Below are 22,249 nucleotides of genomic sequence, written 5' to 3'. Positions count from 1 at the left end.
GACATCCGGCAGTGACGCGGCCACCGCGCGCACCGGTAAAGGAACCGTCATGTCCGCTGCACCGATAACGTCCGCCAGTCCAGTCTCACTCGACGCCCGCGCGCTCTTTGCAACGCTCGCCGGACTGTGCGGCAGTCTCGTCGCGATCGGCCTCGCCCGCTTCGCGTACACGCCGTTGATTCCCTCGCTGATCCAGGAGCACTGGTTCACCTCGTCGCAAGCGGTGACGCTCGGCGCGGCAAACTTCGCCGGCTATCTGGTCGGTGCGTTGATCGGCAGGCCGCTTGCGTCGGCGCTGTCGAACCGCAGCGCGTTGCGCATCCTGATGGCGGTGGTGACGGCCGCCTTCTTCGCCTGCGCATATCCGCTTTCGGTGAGCTGGTTCTTTACGTGGCGTTTGTTATCGGGCATTTCCGGCGGCGCGATCATGGTGCTGGTGGCAACGTCGATTCTTCCGCATATTCCGGTGCCGCGCCGTGGCTTTGTGAGCGGCATGATCTTTCTCGGGCTCGGGCTGGGCATCGCGGCATCCGGCACCTTGATTCCTAAGCTGCTCCACTTCGGCTTGCAAACCACGTGGATCGGCCTCGGCGTATTGGCGCTGGTGCTGACCGCCATGAGCTGGTTCGGCTGGCCCGCAACGAATCCGCCCGCCGCGGTGGTGCCGTCCGGCGCGCATCACGCGGGGCATCCCCAAGGCTTGACGCTGCGCGTGCTGTACGCGCAATACGCGGCGAACGCCCTCGGCCTCGTCCCGGCGATGGTGCTGCTCGTCGACTACGTCGCTCGCGGTCTGGGACGCGGCTCTGCAATCGGCGCGAACTACTGGGTGCTGTACGGCCTCGCTGCGATTGTCGGCCCGGTGATCTGCGGCAACATTGCCGATCGCATCGGCTTCGGCAAGGCGTATCGCGCCGGGCTGCTTCTGCAAGCGGTTGCCGTCGCCCTGCTCGCCTTTTCTGGCAACCCGCTGGCGCTGGCCGTCTCGACCGTGATTCTGGGTATTTTCACGCCGGGCATCGTGCCGCTCGTGCTCGGCCGCATTCACGAACTCGTGCCGCACGATCACACCGAACAGCGCGCCGCATGGAGCCGCGCGACGACAGCCTTCGCGCTCTTCCAGGCACTGGGCGGATATGGATACTCGTACCTTTTCTCGCATACGCATAACGATTACGCGTTGATTTTCACTTGCGGGGCGATAGCGCTCACCGTCGCATTCGTCGCGGATCTGGTGGCTTCGCGTAGCGGCACCGCGCGCAACACTGCGCAGTGACCGGTTCAAGGAGGTTCCGGCTCGATCTTTTCGCCTCGGGCATGGGGTTTGCTCAACCATGACATCGATACTGCCTTACGCAGAGCGCGCGCAAGCGCGCCTTGCGTGGCTGTCGTGAAGGCAGGTCTTATCAACCAGGCGGAGGTCATTCATATGTTGGGAACTATTCTTCTAGTGGTGCTGATTCTTCTCCTGATCGGTGCGCTCCCCTCGTGGCCGCACAGCCGTTCGTGGGGCTACGGTCCGACCGGCGGTATCGGCCTCATCGTGATCGTCGTGATCGTGCTGCTGGTGGTCGGCGTCATATAGCCGTAGCTGCCGTAACTGTGTCACGGCATCGGTTCAATCGTTGAAATCGGGTAATAGGCCGCCGGATATCTCTGCAGTTTGCCGCACGGATATCCGGCGGCCTCTTTATGTCGATGGTCGGCACGGATTCCCATCTTGTCACGCCGGGGGAAGCGATGGAAAAGTTACTCGCGAATCAGGTTGCTCTGGTCACGGGCGCCAGTTCGGGCATTGGATACGGTGTTGCCAAAGCACTCGCTGATGCGGGCGCTGCCGTCGTCGTGAACTATCACTCGCATGCGGAAGCGGCGGAACAACTCGTCAGTGAAATCGAAACTGCGGGCGGCGCCGCGTTCGCGGTTCAAGCCGACGTCTCCGATCCGGCGCAGGTCGAGAAGATGTTCGCGGCATGCCGCGCGCGCTTCGAAAGTGTCGATATCGTGGTCGCGAATTCGGGCCTGCAGAAAGACAGTGCGTTCGCCGACATGACGCTGGACGATTGGCAGCAGGTACTGGCGACCAATCTGACCGGCCAGTTCCTGACCGCACAGGCGGCCGTGAAGGAATTCCGGCGGCGCGGCCCGAGGCCCGCTTCCAAAGCGCTCGGCAAGATCATTTGCATGAGCTCGGTGCACGAGGTCATCCCGTGGGCCGGGCACGTCAATTACGCGGCGTCCAAAGGCGGCGTTCAGATGTTCATGAAGTCCCTTGCACAGGAGGTCGCGCCGGAACGCATTCGCGTCAACTCCATTGCGCCGGGCGCGATCCGCACGCCGATCAACAAGGACGCATGGGACACCGACGCCGCGTTGGAAAAGCTATTGAAGTTGATCCCCTACCGCCGCGTGGGCGAATCGGAGGACATCGGCAAGGCCGCTGTCTGGCTCGCCTCGGATGAAAGCGACTACGTGGTCGGCACGACGTTGTTCGTCGACGGCGGCATGACGCTCTACCCTGGTTTCGACGACAACGGTTAGCCGTTGCCGTCGAGCAGTTGCTCGAACAGATCCGTATCGCCCATCTGCCCGCCTTTGAGCATGACCTCCATGCCGTCGAGTTCCACGCGATCGGCATGGAGACGGCATACGGTGACGCCCGCCGATAACGGCGCAAGATACGACAGTCCCCACGCGCCGAGCGCGCGTACGGCAAAACTCGACGTGTCGCCGCCTCCAATGCCGATACGGCGCAATCGTACGGCGCACAGTACCTTCTGCAGCAGCGACGCACACGCATGCGCGAGTTGCGGCAACGCGCCGCCTTCGCCGGACGGGCTGCGGGTCGTGAACGCGAGTACGTTGCGGCCGCCGCGCAAGGGGCCGGCAATCGCCGCCACGCGCTCCGCTAAATAGTCGGACGCTGCGTCGCCGGTCATTTGCAGCGGGTCGAGTTCCACACGCAGATAGGACTGCGCGGCGCCGATCTGCACCTCCGTCAATGGCGAAAGACTGCCCGCCAGCACGAATACGGGGCCGCGCGCACGAGCCAGCGGCGGCGTGGCCGGGCTTTTCGCAGCGGCAGGTTCGGCGGGGTTCTCGCGCGCCAATGCGTAAGCCTGCGCGACGCTGCTCGCACCCACCGCGAGCAACGGCGCGGACACCGCGGCATAACGCGCAATCACGCGGCCAATCGCTTGCAGATGCGAATCGTCGAGAACATCGAACAGCAAGGCGTCGGGTTTCGCATCGAGCCGGCGTCGCACTTCCGCTTCGAGCCCTGCGTCGCCTGCGGCATGGCAACGCCAGTCGATCGATTGCACATTCTCCACGCCCTGCCGCTGGAGATGCACACGCAAGTCCGCTTCGTTCATCGGCGTGACGGGATGGCGGCTCATGGTCGGATGGCGGTCGATACGATAGATCGACTGCGCGCCATCGGCCGCGCCGGCTGCTGCGAACAGTTCACCGAATACGCAATAGCGCCGCAAATTCGGCTGACCGCCGATCACCGCGACGAGTTCGCTCACACAGTACTCGCGCAAGGTGCGAATCGCCACGCCGATGCTGCCGGTTTCCGGCGCGCTATCGAATGTCGAGCACACTTTATAGTGCATCACCCGTACACCAAGCGCGGCAAAAGCGGCGCCGACCTGCTCAAGTTCTTTCCGCTGCGCAGCGGGCGGCATGGTCCGCGCGGCGCCCGCCACGCCAATCGCATCGAGCTTGCCGAGCGTCGCAAGACGCGCGGCGTCCGGCGGCGCGAAGAACAGCATGGTGCGCAAACCCGCGCGAGCGAGATGGGCCAGCGTGTCGGTCGCGCCGGTGAAGTCGTCGCCGTAGAAAGCGTAATCCGGACCATTGCCGTTTATCTCGCGCACGTTGCCGGTCTTTTGTTCCGTGTCGCGTGTGGCGTTCATGCGCGGCCGCCGAAAAACGCCAGCGCGCGCCGCAACTCCGGCATATGTTCGGCGTACACCGGCAGCGGCGTGCCGGCCTGCACGGCCGCCCATGCCTGGCGCACGCTCGTCACACCCGCGGCAGGGCCATCCGGATGCGCGAGGATGCCGCCGCCCGACATGAACAGCAGGTCGGTAGAGCGCACCGCGTCGAAGGTTGCCTGCACGGTGCCGGCCCACTGTCCTGAAGAAAACGCCGGCAGTACGGCATCGTCGCAACCGGCGGCGAGCGGTGTCGCGCAATCGCGCGCCGACTCGATCACTTCGGCGTCGCTCTGGGCGAATTTGCCGGCGAGGCCGTGCACGTGCATATGATCGACGCCGCTCAGGCGCCACAACGTCTGATACGCCTGAAACGACATGCCCAGCGCCGGATCGCGCGACATCATGCCGTAGCCGTTGCGGTGCGCGTGAAGCACCAGCGGCGTGGCGCGGCGCAGCGACTGGATCGCGGAAAAGCCGCACCAGTTGATGCTCGCCATCACGCAACCGCCGCCTTCGCGTTCGACCAGTTCGGCGTGACGGCGCATGGCGTCGAGGTCGTCGGTGATATTGAAGGCGACCATCACCGGCCGGCCGCTGCGTTCGCGGTAGCGGCGCACTTCGGACATCACCGCCCGCACGCGCTCGGCAAGCGGCGCATGGGCGGGATTCGCGCACACCTCGTCGTCCTTGATGAAATCGACGCCCGCTTCGCACAGCTCGCGCACCAGCGCCGCCGTTTCCGCCGCGCTCAAGCCCACGTTCGGCTTGATGATGGTGCCGATCATCGGCCGGTCCTTCACTTCGGTCAGCGCGCGCGTGCCCGCTACGCCATGCCGCGGCAATTCGAAACGCGCACGGTACGAAGCCGGCAGGCGTAGCGACAACAGCCGCATACCGGTCACTTCGCCGAGATCGTATAGATTGCCGGCAACGGTCGCGGCCAGCGTGGGCAGATTCGCTTCGATATTGGCGAGCGGAAACGACAGCGTGATGCGCGCGCGCCGCCACGGCCCCGGCGTGCCCTGACGCTCTAGCCATGCGTTCGGCAAGCTGGGCCGCGCCGCCGCCTCGAGTTCTTCGACGCGCAGCACGCTCGCGCGGCTGCGCGCGCGCAGCGCATCCGATTCGTTGGCGACGCGCACGAAGGTGCCGCTCGACTGCTCGCCGGCCATGACGTCGGCGACGCGCGCGGGATCGAGCGGCGTCTCGATCAGATAGTCGGCTTCGAACGTGTCTTCGCCGACGGCGCGCGCTTGCAGCATCCCGCTCATAGCGTGCCCAGATCGGGAAAGCGGCGCACCGGCTCGCGGCCGTCCCAGTCGCGAGACGCCGCATAGATCATGTCGAAGAGCTTGCCTTTCGGCCCGGCGATCTCGGACAACTCGATCACCGTGCCGGGATGATTCTCCGTGTCGAAGTAGACAAAGCGCCCGTTGCGCCCGACTTCGCCGCTCATCGCAACCTTGAAACCCTGCTCCTGCAAGCGGGCGAGATCCGCGTCGAACGAGGTGGTCCAATACGCGTTGTGCTGCAAGCCGGTGTGGCCCGCGGCGAGAAAGTCGCGATACATCGACGGCGCGTCGTTACGCGTCTGGATCAATTCGACCTGCAACGGTCCCGAGTTCGCCAGCGCAACCGAGTTATGCACCTCGTACGTTTGCCCGCGGTACGTATAGTTTTCAATCGGCACGCGTTCGTTATAAAACCACGGACCTACGCCGAGCACGCGGCTCCAGTAGTCCATTGCGGCTTCGATGTCCCGCACCACGTAGCCTGCCTGCCGGATTTCGCCAAAGAAACGACTCATGAAACTCTCCCGATACTGCGGGGTTGAAAGACGAGCGACGCCCCGGCGCGGCGAAAACGCAGCGCCCGAAGGTCGAACCCGTTAAGAAACCAGAGAGACCCGGTTAGAGAAACCCGATCGAAATCCAGGGGATCGCCGCGACCAGAATCAGGCCGACGAGCAACGCGCCCATATAGCCGACAATCGGACGAATGCCCGCGTCAGGATTGACCTTGCTGATCGCGCACGCCGAGTAGTAACCCACGCCGAACGGCGGCGAAAAGAGCCCCACGCCCATCGAAAGAATCACGACGATCGCGTAATGCACTTCGTGCACGCCCGCGAGCCGCGCGATAGGAAACAGCAACGGCCCGAACAGCACGATCGCGGGAATGCCTTCGAGCACGCTGCCGAGCATCACGAACACGACAATCGAGACCGCAAGAAAACCGTATGCACCGCCGGGCATCGAGCCCATGACTTGCGCAAGATCCTGCGAAAAACCGGATTGTGTCAGCGCCCACGCCATTGCAGTCGCGCAGCCGATGATGAAGAGGATCGCGCCCGACAACGTCGCCGCATCCACCAGCATGCGGCCCAGCCGCCGCCATTCGAAGCGGCGGTACACCACCAGGCCGATCAGCATCGAATAGGCAATGCCGATGGTCGACACCTCCGTTGCGGTCGCCACGCCTTCGACTACTGCCATCCGAATCACGAACGGCAGCGCCAGCGCGGGCAGCGACACGATGAACAGACGCCCGATCTGCCGCTTGCTGAAACGCTGCGCGCCGCTCAGATCCTCCTTGCGATAGCGCCACCACACCACCGCGCACAGAATCAGCGCGAGCACCGCGCCTGGCAGCATGCCCGCGGTGAAGAGCGAGGATATCGACAGACCCGTTACGGAGCCGATCGTGATCAGCACAATGCTCGGCGGAATGGTTTCGCTTTGCGCGCCGGTCGTAGCGAGCAGCGCGACCAGATCGCCTTCGGAAGCGCCGCGTTTTTTCATCTCCGGGAACAGCACGGGCGCGATCGCCGCCATGTCCGCCACTTTCGAGCCGGAAATGCCCGACACCAGGTACATCGCGCCGATCAGCACGAATGACAGTCCGCCATGCACGTGGCCGACGAGGCTCGCGAGAAACTCGATCATCGCGCGCGCCATACCGGTCATTTCGATCAGCAAGCCGAGAAAGACGAACAGCGGCACAGCGAGCAGCACGAGATGCGACATGCCCTCGTCCATGCGGCCGACCACGACTTCGAGCGGCGTAAAGGTCGAGAGGCCCAGATAACCGAACGTGGCGAGCGCAAACGAAAAGCCGATAGGCACGCCCGAAAAAATCCCGATCGCCACCACGCCCACGAAAAAGATCACGAGATTGGTTTTGCCGAGCGTCTGAAACCATGGCCCGGCGAACACGGCTATCGCGGCCAGTACGGCGGTGATCGCGAGCACGATCACGACGTCGCGCACACGGCTCACCTGGACGAGGCGAATCAGACCGACCAGCAGCATGAGCGCCGCGCCGATCGGCAAAGCGAGCGCGCGCCACGCGTTGCTGATCTGCAAGGCGGGCGTCACGATCGCCGCTTCGCCGGACGCATAGTCGTATGCGGGTGCGATCAACAGCGCAAGCAATGCGATCGACGCGGCGATCGCCAGCGTATCGACGAATGCGCGCCGCTGCGGCGACAGGCGGCTGACCAGTGCGGTCATCCGCATGTGTTCGCCGCGCCGCAACGCGAGCACGGCGCCGAGCATGGCGAGCCACAGGAACAAGATGCCCGCCAGTTCATCGGACCACACGAGCGGCTGATGCAGCACATAGCGGCACATCACGCCCGCGAGCATCACGACGATCTCCACCGCGAGCAGCGCCGCCGCGCACACTTCGACGAGCGCAATCAGACCGCGATCGAAACTCCTCAACCAGCGGCGCGGCATGCTCGCCGCGTGCAGCGGCACGCCCGCCTCCGCCGGATTCAATGCGTGATTCGACATCCTGCTGCCTCCTCGCGGCGGCTCGCCGCGCTTTGTCTCTGACTCGCCCGTATGCAGCACGATCAGGCCAGCTTGCCGACCGATTGTTCGAGCAGATCCCACGCCTGATTGCCGAACCTGTTCTTCCATTCGGCGTAAAAGCCCGCCTGCCGCAGCGCCGCGCGGAACGTGTCCGGCGCGGGACGGTTGATCGACAAACCCTTGCTTTGCAGATCCGCAACCGCCGCCTCGTTCAGCTTGCGCACGTCTTCACGCTGCCTGAGCGCCGACTGGTTGAACGCGTCGCTGGCAATGCCCTGCAGATCCTTGGGCAAGCGTTGCCACGCGCGCTGGTTCAGCACGAACCAGTAGCCGTCCCACATGTGATTGGTCAGCGAACAGTACTTCTGCACTTCGTAGAGCTTGGCGACCTGCACGATCGGCAGCGGATTTTCCTGCGCATCGACAATATGCGTTTGCAGCGACGAATAGACCTCGCTGAATTGCAAACTCGTCGGCGCCGCGCCGAGTCCTTTGAACATATCGATGCTGAGCGGACTCACCGGCACGCGAATCTTCAGACCGCGCATGTTCTGCGCGCTCGTGATCGGACCGTTGCTGGTGGTGGTCTGACGAAAGCCGTTGTCCCACATTTTTTCGAACGATTCGAGGCCGGCCTTCTGCATCGCAGTGCGCACGTAGGCGCCGAGCTTGCCGTCCATGGCGCCCCACACCTGGTTGTAGTCGCTGAACGCAAAGCCCACGGCGTTGATCGCAACCGACGGCACCAGCGTCGACACCACCAGCGCCGACGGCGTGAACATCTCGATGCCGCCGCTGCGCACCTGCGCGAGCATGTCGGTGTCGCCGCCCAACTGGTTGTTCGGGAAGATCCGGATCTCCATGCGCCCTTTCGACGCCTCCTTGATCTGATTCGCGGCCTCCTGCGAGCGCACGTTCAGCGGATGCGTGAGCGGCAGGTTGTTGCCGTACTTGAACACGAACTCCGGGCCGGACGCCGCGCGCACGATCGCCGGAAAGCCCAGCGCGCCGGCTACCGGCACGGCGGCTGCCGCGCGCAGCAGGGTGCGTCTCGCGAGATTGGTCATTTGAGCGTCTCCTTGCTTATAATTGATGTAACTGTCGAATCCATCAAAAACCATCATCGCCCGTTCGCCGCACCTTGCTTTCCAGTCGCCGGTGTTGAGTCGTCGCGTGATAGCTGCAAGACTAGGCGTGCGCGGTAACTACTGTCAAACCGCGAACTTGATGTTTTTTGATGGATTTCCTTCTGCGAAGGACTGCTATGTCCGAAACGGTTCACCTCACCGCCGCTGCGCGTGCCCGCATTCCCGACATTGCGCGTGCCGCCGGTGTTTCAACCGCTACGGTGGATCGTGTGCTCAATGGCCGCGAGGGCGTGCGCGCCGTCACGGCACAACGCGTACTGCAAGCGGCCGCGCAACTCGGTTATCTGCTTACGCCGGAGGCGCCCGTCGCGTCGGCTTCGAAGCCGATGCGCATCGCGTTCCTGCTGCCTGCCGGAACCAATCGCTACCTGCACATGCTCGGCGACTACATCGACTTCGCCCACGATCAGTGGAACGCGTTGGACATGAAGTGCCGCGTGCATTACGTCGAGAGTTTCAACCCGAAGGAACTGGCGGACCGTCTGCTGCATTACGGACAGCGTGCGGATGGCGTGGTGTTCATGGCGCTCGAACATCCCGTCGTGCGCGATGCCGTGAATGCACTGGCGGACCAGGGTGTGCCGGCTATTACGTTGATTTCGGATTTATCGAATGCGCGGCGGCTGGCTTATGTGGGTATCGACAATCGCGCGGCAGGACGTACGGCCGCCTTGCTGCTCGGGCGCTTCATGGGCCCCCGGCCGAGCGGGAAGATCGCGATGCTCGCGGGCAGCCTCAACTATCGCGGGCATGAGGAACGCGAGATCGGATTTCTGCATCTGATCGAATCGACGTTCCCACAGGTGCGCGTGATCGGATTGCGTGAGGGACACGACGATAGCGAGCGCAACTACATGCAGACTCGCAAGCTACTGGAACAGCATCCCGATCTCGCCGGCATCTACAACAGCGGCGGCGGATCGGATGGCGTGGCGCGCGCGATTGTGGAAGCGCGCTCGGAGCAGAAGATCCTGTTTGTCGGTCACGGCTTGACGCCTGATACGCGAGCGCTGCTGATCGACGGCACGATGGACGCGTTGATCACGCAAACGCCGCAAGCCATGGTGGGAAACTGTCTGCGCATTTTCCGCAACGTGCGCGAAAAACGCGACGCATTGAGCGACGTGAAGCCGGTGCAGTTCAGCATTGTTCTGCGCGAGAATCTGCCTTGAAATTGGCGTGACGGCGGTGGATGTCCGGACACGGCACGTCAGGCACGCGGGATGCTCAATCACCTTCGTATTCAAACTTCGATACGAAAGGAGATCACACCATGCCTTATCTTCTCGGCTGGCTGCTTGGCGTTCCGTTGATCGTACTGGTTATCCTGTACCTCATCTTCCATTAATCGTTGGCGACTTGACCCGTTACGCAGTTGAACTGAGCTTCGTTCAACTGCTATACGAACGGCGACGCCGGTGTCCTGGCGTCGCCTTTCGCGCGTCCGCGCGATGCTCGCATGTCGACGCGCCGGCGCAGATATCTTTCCGCTTGCACTGCAAAGAATGGCGCGTAAAACTAAGCTTCGCTAGTCCGCGCAAAATGCCATATCTGCATACGTATGCGCGGAATGCGTACGAGCAAGGAGGGACCGATGGCAAGCAACGAGTACACGCTGTCACACCAGGACGTGGTGAAGGCCATCGTTATTCATCAGGGTATTCACGAGGGGTTCTGGACGCTGAACATCAATTTCGATGTCGCGGCCGGCCACGGTGCGCAAGTGCCCGACCCGTGCCTCGAGGTGACGATCAGAGGCATCGGCATCATGCGCGCGTCGCCTGTCGATCCGTTCGCGATCGACGCCGCGCTCGTCAATCCGCCGGCTCCCCAGCGTATCGAGGGAACCGTGCAGATCGCCGCGGGCGTCAACGGTACGCACGAGCGCGGCATGCAATTCTGCCGCGACGTCTATCGCAATGTCGCGGTACAGAGCGCGGTTAAAGCGCCCAGCAAACCGAGTTGACCTGGCGGGAACGCGCCGCTTCTTTTCGAGCGACGCATCGCGACGGCTGTGCTGTGTGGATGACGCCTTCAGCGCGCCCATGCTGATCCGTAAACTACCATCAGGCGATCCATGGCACTGCCGCTTAGGCCGTTGTAAAACGGTGCGAAGGCAGCGGGAGAAATTGCCGTCGGACGCCATATTCAACGCGAACACGAGTGCAGACACCTTCGATCAGGAACATGCGTTCATGCCCGGCGAGCGCGCCTTCCGGCGCTGGTGACACCGGAATTCGCCCGCGGGCCGCCTTCCTGTGAAGGCAGCGAGACACCGAGTGGCAGCTTATGGCCGCATAAGGCCGCGGACGCAAGGCCCGCAACCCGGACGGTTGTCCCGGGCATGAATGCACCTTGAAAATATACCCGGAGGTAAGCTGGATAGGCTTCTTAAAGCAGTGGACCGTATGTGCGATGCAGGGATGATCTTCCGTTAGAATGCATTTCTACAGAACAAGCTTCCGGAATCGCCCATGACCACCCGAAACCGCCCCATCGACAACCAGGATCGCAAGATCCTGCGCGAGTTGCAGAAAAACGCGCGTCTGAGCAATGCCGAACTGGCGGAGCTGGTCGGCATGTCGACCACCGCCTGCTGGAACCGCACGCGTCAATTGGAAACCGACGGATACATTCGCGGCTACGTCGCGCTACTCGATCAGCAGAAGCTCGGCTTCGCTGACGTCGTACTGCTCGAGGTAACGCTCGACCGTCACGACGACGACGCCCTCGCCCGCTTCGGTGCCGAGTTGGCCACGCTCACGGAAGTGCTCGAGGCCTATCTCGTGTCAGGCGACTACGACTATCTGGTGAAGGTTGCAGTGGACGGCACGGCGGGCTACGAGCGCTTTCTGCGCGAGAAGCTCTACAAGATCGCCGGCATCCGTCATAGCCGCTCGATGTTCGCGCTGCGCTGCATGAAAAGCATCCCGTCCGTGCAGGTGTAAGACGCGACGCGTGCGTGCGCGCACTCATTTTCAGCGCAGCGGCTTCTGACACGCCGCCAGCACCGCGCCCGCCGCGAGCAATAGCGCGGAATACACGAGCCCGCGCGCGAGGCCCGCGCCGTCCGAGACCCAGCCGATCACCATCGGCCCGACGATCTGCCCGAACGCGAACACGATCGTGAACGCGCTGATGCCCTTGGCCCAGTGACTCGCGGGCAGATTGTGGCGCACGAAAGCCGTGGTCGACGCCACGGCGGAAAGGAAGGTCGCGCCGAACAGCAGACCCGACACGAACGCGACCCACGGCTGCGTGAACAGCGCGGGCAGCAGCGTCGCGATTGCAAGCAAAGTGTTGAGCACCGCGAGCGCCTGGCCGCCGCGCATGCGGTCGAGCAAACTCGACCACACACGCGCCGAGACCACGGTCGCCACGCCGAGCAGCAGATAGAAGCCCGTGACGACAACCGCGCTCATGCCTGCATTGCGCAGCAGCGCCACGATAAACGTCATGTAGCCGATATAGCCGACGCCGAACAATCCGTAACCCGCCAGCGCCGGACTGAAGCGCGGCCAACGGGGTGCTTCGGTGGCAGAGTATGAATGTCCAGCCGACGCACCGGTCGCGTGCACGCTTTCGATTTTTCGCGCGGCGCCGATAGCCACCGTGGAGAACACCGCACACGCAAGCGCGAGCGCGAACCACGCGAACTGCCAGCCGTGCGCGACGTTGAAAATGGTCAGCGGCACCAGCACCGACGACGCCACGATGCCCCAGCCCGTGCCACCGTAATACAGGCCGAGGACGAGCCCTGCGTCGCGCGGCCTCGCCGACGCAAGCCGCGCCGCCAGCACGCCGCCGCTGATGAAAATCGCCGCACTGCTTACGCCGGTGACCACGCGCAACCCGAGCAGCGAGTGAGTGTCTGCAAACAGGCCGCTGCCGGCCATGAGGAGCGCGGTTGCCACGCAGCCGCCGCCGAACAGCGTGCCGGCCGACCAGCGGTGCGCAAGGCGCGGAAAAGCCAGCGCGCCGAGCAGATAACCCAGCGCGTTGGCAGTGTTCATCGCGCCGGCTTGAGCGAAGCTCCAGCCGAGGTCGAGTTTCATCGACGGCAACAGTAGTGCGTACGCGAAACGGGCCAGCCCGAGCGCGATCGCGCTTCCCAGCGACAGGGCCGCGGCGAGCGTCAGCGTGGGGAGGCGTCGCGCCGCTTCGGTGGGCCTGGAGGTCGATGCGTCGAGTGTTTTTATCGGCATTTCGCTAGCGGAAGTGGGCAAGGAGGCTGCAAGCCGCTGGTGCCGGCAAGGCTGAAGCCGGCACTTCGCCATCATATCCGGGGACGCCGGCCGGGGTTGACCGTTAGTTGCGTTAATAATTCGACCATTCACTACTCGCTCTACCTGCATTTCGCGCCTGGTGTCGGGTGCAAATCCACCGCGCGCCCCTTCTAAATGCGAATGATTTGCATTTAGAAGAAATTTAGCTCATCATGCGGCTCATCCGGTTCAAGGTGGCGCAAGCGCCTGATGCCGGCCCGACACAAGCACCTGACGCAGACTCTGCGTCATCGCCCATTCGTCGCACGACATGCGCTGGCCTGCGACGCGGCATCCGTGCCATCCGGCCGGCGCGATTCATTGGACCGTGTCCACCCAGGAGCATCGATGAACTTTCGCTCTCAACACGCCGGCCGCGCGGAACTGATCGACGATCATCCGACCGATACCGCCGACGCCCCCGATCGCACCGTCCTGAGTGCGGTTCGCACGTGGCTGCGGCCCGCCTGCGAAACGGCGAGCGGCGCCGTGCACTGGCGCGACATTCTCAGCGGCGTCGGCTTGCGCCAGGACGGCATCGAACACTTCGATCTGCTGATGCGTTCGCTAATGCACGTGTCGTATCGTCCGCTCGACATGCGCTGCCGCTGCGCCAGCGATCTCGGCAAGGACGAAGCGGTGATTCTGCAAACCATCGCGCTGCTGCAAAAAACTCACAGCGGCGCCGCGTTGCGCATGTTGAACGAATGGCTGCCTGCGCCCGCGGTAAGTGGCGTTCTGAAGCTGATTCGCTGGTTCGCCATCGATCTGCTCGACGCCGGTGTGGAACTCGACGTGCAAGCACGGCGCGTCACGTACATGCATTGAGGAATGCCTGCCTATGCCAATGGAATCCGACCAGGTTTGTCTGGCGACTTCGCGCGTACGAATGCGTGACAGCGGCGAGCCACATGGCGTTGAAGACGGCGTTGAACGTACCGCCAGCGGGCATGCCGTGCATCCCGCTCCGATCGAACACGCTACTGGCACGATAGCGGCACCAGCATTCCGGTGCCATCCGCTGTCACGCACCCATCCGTACAACGTCGGCGCGCCGCGCACAGGCGAGTTGCATCTTTGGCGATTCCGCTGCGAATGGTTGCCCGTTCCCGTGCAGGAAGGCGATAGCTGGCTCTCGAAGACCGAGCGCGAGCGCGCACGCTTGCATCCCAACGCCGCATTGCGCAAACGCTTTATCAGCGCGCGCGTGGTGGTGCGCTGGATCGTCGGGAACCTGTTCGACTGCGAGCCGCACGCCGTCGATCTGCAAGACGACGGCAGCGAGAAACTGCGTGCGCGTCATCCTCGCGACGGTCGCGGCATCGCGATCGATATCGCGTATGGCGGCATCTGGATCGTGATCGGCGTTGCATCGGCAACGCTTGGATTGAGTGTCGTCGTGCCCTCTCCCGGCACGGCGCCTGACGAAACGCCGGAAGCGTCGCGCCGGCGCGCTCGCTATGGCAGTCTTTGCAACGCGTTGCGTTACGCGCCCGTCGATATCGATATCGATCTGCTGTTCAGCCCCATTGCAACCGGTACCTTCGATCTCGCGGAATATGGCCGCTGGCATGTGCTCGACGTGCCGATGGCCGGCAAGATTCGCGCGGCGGTCGCGCTTGCGCAACCGCTCACTCAAGTGCACACGTTTGGCTGGCCGAAGGCTTTGGCATTTGGAGAGGCAAACGCATAATGCGCCACGCGGCCGCTATCGTCCGAACGCGGCGGCCGACCATGCCAGGCACGCGGCATAAGCGCGCGGCGCCGCAAGCCAGTGCGCGCCGATTTCACGCATGTCGTCGGGAATCTGATTGCGCAGCGTCACGCGCATGCTGTCACGCGGCAGCACTGTCAGACGCTGCAATCCACGTGAGATGCCTGCGCCCGTTGTTTTGACGAGCGCTTCCTTGGCGACCCACGCGTCGTAAAACGCTGCGGTCTGCTGACCCGCTTCGAGACCTTCGATCCACGCGGCCTCTTGCGGATCGAGCGTCAAACCCGCAATCGAATGCCAATCGAATTTGTCGCTGTGCTGCTCGATATCCACACCAACGCGCCGCACCGCCGAGATTGCAATCAGCCCATGTGCGCCCGCATGCGAGACGTTGAAATCGAAGCGATCCGAATCCGCGAGATGGGGACGGTGGTTGGCATCGAGCGCAAAACGCACGGCATGTGCTGCGATACCGAGTCGCCGCGCGAGTTGTTCACGCAACGTCGCACGCACGGCGGCGAAACGCAACGCGTCTTCATGGCGGCGAAAGTCGCGGGCTCGCGTGCGTTCGTCGTCGCCAAGGGACGCGAAAGCCGGGGCGTCCAGCGGCATAGTGAAGTCGATATCGATCCGCCACAACGCAATGTCTGACGGGCCGTCGTGCGGCAGCGGAACAGGGTCGATGGAATGCATCGCAAAGGTTCGGACGGTCTATGGGCGGTCGCAACAGAATAGTCACGACTCTACCCGATAATCCCGTCCGCACCGGCACGCGGCTTCAAACGTGTTTGACGTCCTTCGGCACGCCGAACAACAGCGCCACGCCGCTGACGAACAGTAGCGCGGTCAACAGATACAGCGCGTTGTCCATGCTGCCAGTATGCGTCTTGATCAGACCGATCACCCACGGACTGACAATCCCGCTCGTAATGCCGATGCTGCTGATCAGCGCAATCCCAGCCGCCGCCGCGGTGCCGGACAAATAGCCCGAGGGCACCGTCCAGAAGATCGGCAACGCCGCGAAGATCAGCACCGCGGCCAGCGAGAGAATCGCGAGCATCGCTGGAAAGCTGCTCAGATGAAGCGTCAGCAACGACAGCGCGACGCCGCCACCGATCGTGCAAACCGCGAAATGCCGGCGACGTTCTCCACGACGATCCGAATGACGCGCGATCAGAATCAGCCCCACCGCGCCGATTGCATTGGGAATTACCGTGTACAGGCTGATTGCAAGAACGTCATGCACGCCGAAGTCGCGAATCATCAGCGGCATCCAGAAGTTCAACGTCAGCGAGGCGCAGGTCAGTGAAAAATAGATGAACGCGAACAGATAGACCCGCGGATTGCGCAACGCCTGCACGAACGAGCGCGACGAATGCGCTGCAGACGAAGCACGGCGGTCTTCGTCGCGTTGCGCGATCAACTGCGCTTTCTCCGCGGCCGTGAGCCACGTGGCGTGCTGCGGGCCGTCCACCAGATAGAACGCCGCAAGCAGACCGAGCACGATGGCAGGCGCGCCCTCGATCACGAACATCCATTGCCAGCCGAACAATCCCAGCACACCGCCCATGTCGCGCATGATCCAGCCGGACACGAGGCCGCCGAGCACCCCCGCTACCGCCACGCCCGCAAAGAAGATCGACAGCACGGCCGCGCGCCGCCGCGCCGGATACCAGTAGGTCAGATACAACACAATGCCGGGAAAGAAGCCCGCTTCGAACACGCCGAGCATGAAGCGCAGCACATAGAAGTGCGCGGGTTTCGCCACCAGCATCATGCCGACCGATGCAATCCCCCACAGCAGCATGATCCGCGTGAACGTACGGCGTGCGCCGAAGCGCGCGAGCAGCATGTTGCTCGGCACTTCGCATAGCACGTATCCCACGTAGAAGACCGCCGCGCCGAGCCCGTACATTGCATCGCTAAAGCCGAGGTCGTGCTTCATCTGCAACTGCGCGAAGCCGATATTGATGCGATCGAGAAACGACACTACATAGCAGAGAAACAGAAACGGAATGATCCGCTGCGAAACCTTGCGATACAGCAGGTCGTCGTGCGCGGCGGCGGATGCACCCGGCTCGAGCGCGGGGGCGAGGGATTGGCTCATTGGTTATCTCCAAACGTGAGGGTCCAACGGACCCATTGGGTCCGGCGTCTTGATGCGCCGCGTTGTGGTCTGCTACTGAAACGGCAGGCGAGGTTGTCGATGCGCCGCGCTGCCGTGGTGGATTGCGCGCGGCTCGAATGGCCACGGGCGGTTTCTCTTCACTCCTGCCGGTTGTGGGTTCGCCAAAACCCGCTTCAGGCCGCCAGCGGATGCGACTGCGCGTCTCGAACCGTAGCAACGTCGATCGCGCCCTCGCGGGCATACCGCATTGCTTCGAGCAACGTGGCGTGATCGCCGATATGGTTGGCGAGCAGCAGAATCAGTTGCGCATTGGCCGACTGGCTCTGTGCGTCGTCCAGATCCCGATGCATATCGATCAACGCCTCATAGAAATCGTCGGGGCGGGCGAGATTGGGTTGCGTGTTCAGTGTCATGTCTGTCTCCTGCTATTTTTTGCTGGTGCGGCGCGTGCGGCGCGAGCCGCTTTCGCTACACGTTCAAGCCGTGCCTTCCACGTACAACGCGCGTTTCAATGCAGACTCGACATCGCCCGCGGCGACTTTCCGCCAACGCGCGCAAACATGCTGGTCCGGACGGATCAGATAGAACGTGCCTGGCTTTGCGTCATAACGCGCATGGACCAGCCCTTCGATATCGTGCGCGACCTGAGCGCCTGTAGACGCGTCGGACTGCGCGGCGTCACGCGTCACCACCACCAACTTCAACGGAATCGGCCCGCTACGCAACGCATCCAACGTGGCCCGAGTGGCCTGATCGACACCGTGCTCGCCGCAGAACAGCAGACCCGTGAATTGCTGGCCGAGTTGCTGCAGCAGCCATGCCGGCTGTTCCGCCACCTGCACCGGCGCATCCACGCACGACGCGCCCGGCACCATCGCGCCTTCGAAGTGGTCACTGTCCGCTGTATTCAGCGGAGAATCACGCAACACCGCCGGCACCGACAACCGGCCGCTGTTGGTCAATTGCCGCGCAAACGGATGATGACGGGCGAGCTTCAGCACCGCGTCGCGGAATACACGGCTCACGGGGCTCTTTGGCGTGATGAAATCTGTAGAGCGCGTGGAATTGCGGATGTTTTCGTCAGCGGCGAATTCGCGCTCGGTGGCATAGGTGTCGAGCAAAGCGTCGGAGGCTTTGCCTTCGAGCACCATTACCAGTTTCCATGCGAGGTTTTCCGCGTCCTGCACGCCGCTGTTCGCACCGCGTGCGCCGAACGGCGATACGCCATGCGCGGAGTCGCCGGCGAACAGCACGTTGCCGTGCCGGAAACTGTCCATGCGCAAACACGAAAACGTATAGACGCTGACCCATTCCAGCTCGAACTTCGCGTCCGGCCCGAGCAGCGCACGCACGCGCGGAATCACGCGTTCAGGCGTTTTTTCCAGCACGGGATCAGCGTCCCAGCCCAACTGGAAATCGATCCGCCACACGTTATCCGGCTGACGATGCAGCAGCACCGATTGATTCGGATGAAACGGCGGATCGAACCAGAACCAGCGTTCGGTCGGAAACTCGGCTTCCATCTTGACGTCGGCGATCAGGAAGCGATCTTTGAACGTCACGCCTTTACTGTCGAGTCCCATCAGGTTGCGGATCGGACTGCGTGAGCCGTCGGCGGCGACCACATAACGGCCGCGCAACGCATATTGACCGTTGGGCGTATCAATTGTCAGCGCCACGCCGGCGTCTTGAGTGCCGGGCGTGCCGTCTTGCTGCACGCCGACCACCTTGCTCTTCCAGCGGATCTCGAGATTGGGCATCTCCTGCGCGCGTTCGAGCAGAAAGCCTTCGACGTAATACTGCTGGAGATTGATGAACGCGGGCCGGTTGTGGCCCGCTTCCGGTTGCAGATTGAACGTGTACACTAACTCGTCTTTCAGAAACACCTTGCCGACATTCCAACTGATGCCCTTGTCCACCATTCGCTGCCCGCACCCCAGGCGGTCAAAAATATCGAGTGAGCGTTTCGAAAAACAGATCGCACGCGAACCGGTGGATAGCGAACAATCGTCGTCGACCAGCACGACCGGCACGCCCTGCTGCGCGACATCGATCGCGGTAGCGAGACCCACCGGCCCCGCGCCGACTACGATCACGGGATACGCCGCCTGGTCCGCGCCGCCTTGCGCGCTCTGTTCGCGGCAAGGCTGATAGTCGAACGACAGCGTCTGGTAGTTGATGCTCATCTTGTGTCTCCGTCCTTCTCCGCTCTGCTTTGTCTTGCTGTGTGCCGGTTGCTGTCAGGCTTGCAGCGCGTCCCACATTTCCTTGTCGCGTTGCGCGGTCCAGATGCGCGGATGCGTGATACCGCTCGCTTCGTCGAAAGCACGCGATACATCGAACGGCAGGCAATGCTCGTAGATGAAGACGTGGCCGAACTTCGGATCCATCGCTTTGCGCGTGTGGGCCATCGCGGCCTTCAGATCGAGTTTCTGCTCGACGGCTTCACGGCCCTGTTGCAGCAACGTGGTGACAAAGTCCTTCGTGTAATCCAGGCCCTTGTTGACGTCTTCCGGCGTGGTCAGCGCGGGGCCGCGGCCCGGCACGAGCTTGTCGGCCTTCAGCGCGCGCAACGCTTCGAGCGTGGCCGGCCATTGTTCGAGTTGCGCGTCGCCGCAATAGCAGGCTGCGTCGTATTCGACCAGATCGCCGGAGAACAGCACCTTCTGCGACGGCAGCCACACCACTGTATCGCCCTTGGTGTGACCCGCGCCGAGATGCGCGATGCGCACTTCGAGCTTGCCGAGGAACAGCGTCATTTCCTTTTCGAACACGAGTGTCGGCCACGTCAGGCCCGGCACCGTTTCGACACCGGCGAACAGACGCGGGAAGCGCTCGATCTCCGACTTCATGTCCGCTTCGCCGCGCTCGACGATCATCTCGTACGTGCCGCGGCTCGCGATCACTTCCTGCGCGCCTTCCTCGAAATACGCCGATGCACCGAGCACGCGCACCGCGTGGTAGTGCGACAGCACGACGTATTTGATCGGTTTGTCCGTGACGCTGCGAATCTTCGCGATGAGGTCTTGCGCCATGGCCGGCGTGGCGGTGGTATCGACGATCAGCACGCCGTCGTCGCCGATGATCACGCCTGAATTCGGATCGCCTTCAGCGGTGTACGCATAGGCGTTCTCGGACAACTTGGTCCACGTGACTTTCTTGACTTCCAGATCGGCCTGGGATGCGAATGCCTTTGCCATGATGCGTGTCTCCCTCAAAAGTTGAACGTGAGGCGAGACGGCCGGCTGCGCGAATGCCGCGCGGGCTGACGGTATTGGAGGATTGTCTCGCCCCGTTTTTGACTCTGTGACTGCGCCGGTGTGTCGGGGTGAATGCATCTTAGGACGGGGTCAGTTTATTTGTCAATAGCGAAATGTATCGCTATACGCAAACTCCGAGAGGCCTAAGATGAATTCAGGAAGGCACACGCCTTCGGTTAACATGGACCCTTTTTACGGATGAGCGCGGGTGTGAGCAAAGCAGCGAAACCGGCCACGGGCAAAGGCGCGAGCGGCCGCGACACGGCGGACGGCGGCAAGACGCAGCGTGGCATTCAAAGCGTCGAAGTGGGCGGCCGCGTGTTGCTGGCGCTCGCGCAGGCGCGCGCTCCGCTCGCCTTGTCCGACCTCGCCACCGCCGCGCGGATCGCGCCGGGGCAGGCGCATGCGTATCTGGTGAGCCTGAGCCGGCTGGGTTTGATCAAGCGCGACGAACTGTCGGGCCGGTACGAGCCCGGGCCGCTGTCGCTGCGGCTCGGTTTGCTGCATCTGCAGAATCAGCCGGCGTTTCGTGCCGCCGTGCCGCGCGCGGGCGCATTGGCCGAAGCCATCGGCTTTAGCGTCGCGATCTGTATTGCCGGGCCGCAAGGGCCGACCATCGTTCGCTATGAGCACGCGGGCTTTCCGTTGCACGTCAATCTGCATGTGGGCACGGTGATGTCGCTGCCGGCCACATCCACGGGACGTGTGTTTTGCGCGTTCCTGCCGCGCGACGTACGCGATGCCATGTGGGCGAATCAGTCCGGCGCCGCGAATCGCGCGATCACGCAGCCTGACGAAAGCGCCGCCTTCGAGGCCGCGCTGGACGCAATCCGCGCGCGCGGCCTGGAAAGCAGCGTGGATGCGCCGAGTCCGGGCATCAGCAGCCTGAGCGCGCCCGTGCTGGACGCCGACGGCCGCCTGTCGCTCGCGCTAACGGCGATCGGCTCGACCGGCGCGATCGACGTCGCCGCCGACGGCCCGATTGCGCGCGCGCTGCTTGCCGCGGCGCGCGACATCGGCGCCCAACTGGCTGCCGAGCCTTCCTTGTTAGCCTCTTGCGCATCGTGACCGATCCTCTCGACACGCCTCACACCCTTTCCGCCGACGCGAAACCGCAGCGCGGCATCCAGTCGCTCGATAGCACCGGCGAGTTGCTGGCAGCGCTGGTCGCGGCGGCGCGGCCGTTGAGCCTGCGAAACCTCTCGGCGGCGGCGGGCATGCCGCCGGCGAAGGCGTTTCCGCACCTGGTGAGCCTCCTGAAAATCGGTTTGCTCGACCGGGATGCGTCCGGTTGTTTCGAAGCCGGGCCGCTCGCGCTGGAGTTGGGTCTGATCGGCTTGCAGCGCCTGTCGCCGACGCGCGAAGCGGAACCCGAGGTGGTCGAACTCGCGGCGTCGACGGGCATGAGCGTGGCGATGGCGGTGCTCGGGCCGCTCGGGCCGACCGTCGTGCGTCTGGAGGAATCGGCGCGGCCGCTGCATGTGAGCCTGCGGGTCGGGACGGTGATGTCGCTGGTGAATACGGCGATAGGCCGCGTGTTTGCCGCCTATGTCGCAGACGACGTGCGCGCCGGTTTGCTGGCGCAGGATCATTTGCGCCTCGCGGGTGCGGATGCGGCGGATGTTTTTGCGGGGAAAGCGGCGTCAGCGGGCGGGGGCAAGGGCCAGGGCAACACGGACGCCGCCCCGGCGCCGCCGCTGACTCAAGCCTACGCGCAGCGTCTGGCGCAAGTCCGCACGGACGGGATCGATACGGCGCTCAGCCGGCCTGTGCCGGGCATCGACACACTGGCCGCGCCGGTGCTGGATCATACGGGCAGCATCTGTCTGGTTCTGGCGTTGATGGGGCCGAGCGGCAGTTTCGATAGTGAATTGGCAGGCGGGCCGGCGCAGACTCTGCGCGCCGCGACGATGAGGTTGTCGCGGCGCTTCGGGTGGATGGCGGCGGCGGAGTAATCGTTTTTTTTTCGAGA

Annotated in this window: 21 protein-coding genes; 10 read left to right on the top strand and 11 right to left on the bottom strand. The window is 63.4% G+C overall.

Going from position 1 to position 22,249, the window contains the following annotated elements; genetic code table 11:
- Window positions 1–49: 49 nt before the first annotated feature.
- The 3 genes from NE850_RS08505 to NE850_RS08495 all read left to right on the top strand — a co-directional run bounded on the left by NE850_RS08505 (window position 50) and on the right by NE850_RS08495 (window position 2,541).
- A complete protein-coding gene (locus NE850_RS08505; protein ID WP_310698637.1) occupies window positions 50–1,276 on the top strand; it encodes a YbfB/YjiJ family MFS transporter in 1,227 nt (408 codons plus the stop codon).
- 153 nt (window positions 1,277–1,429) lie between these two features.
- Window positions 1,430–1,585 (top strand): DUF3309 family protein, encoded by a 156-nt coding sequence (locus NE850_RS08500; protein ID WP_007178285.1) that lies wholly within the window; start codon window positions 1,430–1,432, stop codon window positions 1,583–1,585.
- Between the two features lie 155 nt (window positions 1,586–1,740).
- Window positions 1,741–2,541, top strand: a complete 801-nt coding sequence (locus tag NE850_RS08495; protein ID WP_035517410.1) for an SDR family oxidoreductase — start codon at window positions 1,741–1,743, stop codon at window positions 2,539–2,541.
- Here the strand turns inward: NE850_RS08495 and NE850_RS08490 are convergent.
- The 5 genes from NE850_RS08490 to NE850_RS08470 form a co-directional block, all read right to left on the bottom strand.
- On the bottom strand, window positions 2,538–3,920 hold the full coding sequence (locus tag NE850_RS08490) for a four-carbon acid sugar kinase family protein (protein WP_310698636.1): 1,383 nt from the start codon (window positions 3,918–3,920) through the stop codon (window positions 2,538–2,540). The two genes, NE850_RS08495 and NE850_RS08490, sit on opposite strands and share 4 nt — an antisense overlap.
- A complete protein-coding gene (locus tag NE850_RS08485; protein ID WP_007178288.1) occupies window positions 3,917–5,215 on the bottom strand; it encodes a ribulose-bisphosphate carboxylase large subunit family protein in 1,299 nt (432 codons plus the stop codon). The genes NE850_RS08490 and NE850_RS08485 overlap by 4 nt, the downstream gene beginning before the upstream one ends.
- Window positions 5,212–5,751 carry a VOC family protein gene (locus NE850_RS08480; protein WP_007178289.1) on the bottom strand — a complete coding sequence of 180 codons (540 nt, stop codon included), beginning with the start codon at window positions 5,749–5,751 and terminating at the stop codon, window positions 5,212–5,214. The genes NE850_RS08485 and NE850_RS08480 overlap by 4 nt, the downstream gene beginning before the upstream one ends.
- Before the next feature lie 103 nt (window positions 5,752–5,854).
- Window positions 5,855–7,741: a TRAP transporter large permease subunit gene (locus tag NE850_RS08475; RefSeq protein WP_007178290.1), complete on the bottom strand. Its 1,887-nt coding sequence runs from the start codon at window positions 7,739–7,741 to the stop codon at window positions 5,855–5,857.
- A 62-nt stretch (window positions 7,742–7,803) separates the two neighbouring features.
- Window positions 7,804–8,829, bottom strand: a complete 1,026-nt coding sequence (locus NE850_RS08470) for a TRAP transporter substrate-binding protein (protein WP_007178291.1) — start codon at window positions 8,827–8,829, stop codon at window positions 7,804–7,806.
- 197 nt (window positions 8,830–9,026) lie between these two features.
- Here NE850_RS08470 and NE850_RS08465 point away from each other — a divergent pair, with 197 nt between their 5' ends.
- From NE850_RS08465 to NE850_RS08455, 3 genes are all read left to right on the top strand, one after another.
- Window positions 9,027–10,082 (top strand): LacI family DNA-binding transcriptional regulator, encoded by a 1,056-nt coding sequence (locus NE850_RS08465; protein ID WP_007178292.1) that lies wholly within the window; start codon window positions 9,027–9,029, stop codon window positions 10,080–10,082.
- A 422-nt stretch (window positions 10,083–10,504) separates the two neighbouring features.
- A complete protein-coding gene (locus NE850_RS08460; protein WP_007178293.1) occupies window positions 10,505–10,876 on the top strand; it encodes a hypothetical protein in 372 nt (123 codons plus the stop codon).
- A gap of 508 nt (window positions 10,877–11,384) precedes the next feature.
- Window positions 11,385–11,858, top strand: a complete 474-nt coding sequence (locus NE850_RS08455; protein WP_007178294.1) for an Lrp/AsnC family transcriptional regulator — start codon at window positions 11,385–11,387, stop codon at window positions 11,856–11,858.
- A 30-nt stretch (window positions 11,859–11,888) separates the two neighbouring features.
- Here the strand turns inward: NE850_RS08455 and NE850_RS08450 are convergent, their stop codons facing one another.
- The gene (locus NE850_RS08450) at window positions 11,889–13,115 is read right to left on the bottom strand and encodes a YbfB/YjiJ family MFS transporter (RefSeq protein ID WP_310698700.1); all 1,227 of its coding nucleotides are present in this window, start codon (window positions 13,113–13,115) and stop codon (window positions 11,889–11,891) included.
- Between the two features lie 408 nt (window positions 13,116–13,523).
- Here NE850_RS08450 and NE850_RS08445 point away from each other — a divergent pair, with 408 nt between their 5' ends.
- Together NE850_RS08445 and NE850_RS08440 are read left to right on the top strand one after the other, a co-directional pair.
- Window positions 13,524–14,003, top strand: coding sequence for a hypothetical protein (locus NE850_RS08445; protein ID WP_007178296.1), 480 nt, complete (start codon window positions 13,524–13,526; stop codon window positions 14,001–14,003).
- Between the two features lie 13 nt (window positions 14,004–14,016).
- Window positions 14,017–14,868 carry a hypothetical protein gene (locus NE850_RS08440; protein ID WP_007178297.1) on the top strand — a complete coding sequence of 284 codons (852 nt, stop codon included), beginning with the start codon at window positions 14,017–14,019 and terminating at the stop codon, window positions 14,866–14,868.
- A 15-nt stretch (window positions 14,869–14,883) separates the two neighbouring features.
- Here the strand turns inward: NE850_RS08440 and NE850_RS08435 are convergent, their stop codons facing one another.
- The 5 genes from NE850_RS08435 to NE850_RS08415 form a co-directional block, all read right to left on the bottom strand.
- Complete coding sequence (locus tag NE850_RS08435) at window positions 14,884–15,582, bottom strand: 4'-phosphopantetheinyl transferase superfamily protein (RefSeq protein WP_007178298.1); 699 nt, start codon at window positions 15,580–15,582, stop codon at window positions 14,884–14,886.
- A gap of 85 nt (window positions 15,583–15,667) precedes the next feature.
- Complete coding sequence (locus tag NE850_RS08430) at window positions 15,668–16,996, bottom strand: MFS transporter (protein WP_007178299.1); 1,329 nt, start codon at window positions 16,994–16,996, stop codon at window positions 15,668–15,670.
- Between the two features lie 194 nt (window positions 16,997–17,190).
- Window positions 17,191–17,430 (bottom strand): DUF2783 domain-containing protein, encoded by a 240-nt coding sequence (locus NE850_RS08425; RefSeq protein ID WP_007178300.1) that lies wholly within the window; start codon window positions 17,428–17,430, stop codon window positions 17,191–17,193.
- Window positions 17,431–17,493: 63 nt separating this feature from the next.
- Window positions 17,494–19,203 (bottom strand): FAD-dependent oxidoreductase, encoded by a 1,710-nt coding sequence (locus NE850_RS08420; protein WP_007178301.1) that lies wholly within the window; start codon window positions 19,201–19,203, stop codon window positions 17,494–17,496.
- Window positions 19,204–19,257: 54 nt separating this feature from the next.
- Complete coding sequence (locus NE850_RS08415) at window positions 19,258–20,217, bottom strand: MBL fold metallo-hydrolase (protein WP_007178302.1); 960 nt, start codon at window positions 20,215–20,217, stop codon at window positions 19,258–19,260.
- Window positions 20,218–20,475: 258 nt separating this feature from the next.
- Between NE850_RS08415 and NE850_RS08410 the strand changes: the two genes are divergently transcribed.
- Window positions 20,476–21,345 carry an IclR family transcriptional regulator C-terminal domain-containing protein gene (locus NE850_RS08410; RefSeq protein ID WP_310698635.1) on the top strand — a complete coding sequence of 290 codons (870 nt, stop codon included), beginning with the start codon at window positions 20,476–20,478 and terminating at the stop codon, window positions 21,343–21,345.
- Window positions 21,342–22,232 (top strand): IclR family transcriptional regulator, encoded by an 891-nt coding sequence (locus NE850_RS08405; protein WP_007178304.1) that lies wholly within the window; start codon window positions 21,342–21,344, stop codon window positions 22,230–22,232. The genes NE850_RS08410 and NE850_RS08405 overlap by 4 nt, the downstream gene beginning before the upstream one ends.
- Window positions 22,233–22,249: the final 17 nt, after the last annotated feature.

Source organism: Paraburkholderia sp. USG1 (assembly GCF_031570135.1).
In the GTDB taxonomy this organism is placed as follows: Bacteria; Pseudomonadota; Gammaproteobacteria; order Burkholderiales; family Burkholderiaceae; genus Paraburkholderia; species Paraburkholderia dioscoreae.
The sequence above is the reverse complement of the archived record's forward strand: the minus strand, read 5'-3'. Positions and strand labels throughout refer to the sequence as shown.

What these genes read in the sequence shown, in the direction of transcription:
- NE850_RS08505 (WP_310698637.1), top strand. Translation starts at nt 50, where the DNA reads ATGTCCGCTGCACCGATAACGTCCGCCAGTCCAGTCTCACTCGACGCC.
- NE850_RS08500 (WP_007178285.1), top strand. Translation starts at nt 1,430, where the DNA reads ATGTTGGGAACTATTCTTCTAGTGGTGCTGATTCTTCTCCTGATCGGT.
- NE850_RS08495 (WP_035517410.1), top strand. Translation starts at nt 1,741, where the DNA reads ATGGAAAAGTTACTCGCGAATCAGGTTGCTCTGGTCACGGGCGCCAGT.
- NE850_RS08490 (WP_310698636.1), bottom strand. Translation starts at nt 3,920, where the DNA reads ATGAACGCCACACGCGACACGGAACAAAAGACCGGCAACGTGCGCGAG.
- NE850_RS08485 (WP_007178288.1), bottom strand. Translation starts at nt 5,215, where the DNA reads ATGAGCGGGATGCTGCAAGCGCGCGCCGTCGGCGAAGACACGTTCGAA.
- NE850_RS08480 (WP_007178289.1), bottom strand. Translation starts at nt 5,751, where the DNA reads ATGAGTCGTTTCTTTGGCGAAATCCGGCAGGCAGGCTACGTGGTGCGG.
- NE850_RS08475 (WP_007178290.1), bottom strand. Translation starts at nt 7,741, where the DNA reads ATGTCGAATCACGCATTGAATCCGGCGGAGGCGGGCGTGCCGCTGCAC.
- NE850_RS08470 (WP_007178291.1), bottom strand. Translation starts at nt 8,829, where the DNA reads ATGACCAATCTCGCGAGACGCACCCTGCTGCGCGCGGCAGCCGCCGTG.
- NE850_RS08465 (WP_007178292.1), top strand. Translation starts at nt 9,027, where the DNA reads ATGTCCGAAACGGTTCACCTCACCGCCGCTGCGCGTGCCCGCATTCCC.
- NE850_RS08460 (WP_007178293.1), top strand. Translation starts at nt 10,505, where the DNA reads ATGGCAAGCAACGAGTACACGCTGTCACACCAGGACGTGGTGAAGGCC.
- NE850_RS08455 (WP_007178294.1), top strand. Translation starts at nt 11,385, where the DNA reads ATGACCACCCGAAACCGCCCCATCGACAACCAGGATCGCAAGATCCTG.
- NE850_RS08450 (WP_310698700.1), bottom strand. Translation starts at nt 13,115, where the DNA reads ATGCCGATAAAAACACTCGACGCATCGACCTCCAGGCCCACCGAAGCG.
- NE850_RS08445 (WP_007178296.1), top strand. Translation starts at nt 13,524, where the DNA reads ATGAACTTTCGCTCTCAACACGCCGGCCGCGCGGAACTGATCGACGAT.
- NE850_RS08440 (WP_007178297.1), top strand. Translation starts at nt 14,017, where the DNA reads ATGCCAATGGAATCCGACCAGGTTTGTCTGGCGACTTCGCGCGTACGA.
- NE850_RS08435 (WP_007178298.1), bottom strand. Translation starts at nt 15,582, where the DNA reads ATGCATTCCATCGACCCTGTTCCGCTGCCGCACGACGGCCCGTCAGAC.
- NE850_RS08430 (WP_007178299.1), bottom strand. Translation starts at nt 16,996, where the DNA reads ATGAGCCAATCCCTCGCCCCCGCGCTCGAGCCGGGTGCATCCGCCGCC.
- NE850_RS08425 (WP_007178300.1), bottom strand. Translation starts at nt 17,430, where the DNA reads ATGACACTGAACACGCAACCCAATCTCGCCCGCCCCGACGATTTCTAT.
- NE850_RS08420 (WP_007178301.1), bottom strand. Translation starts at nt 19,203, where the DNA reads ATGAGCATCAACTACCAGACGCTGTCGTTCGACTATCAGCCTTGCCGC.
- NE850_RS08415 (WP_007178302.1), bottom strand. Translation starts at nt 20,217, where the DNA reads ATGGCAAAGGCATTCGCATCCCAGGCCGATCTGGAAGTCAAGAAAGTC.
- NE850_RS08410 (WP_310698635.1), top strand. Translation starts at nt 20,476, where the DNA reads ATGAGCGCGGGTGTGAGCAAAGCAGCGAAACCGGCCACGGGCAAAGGC.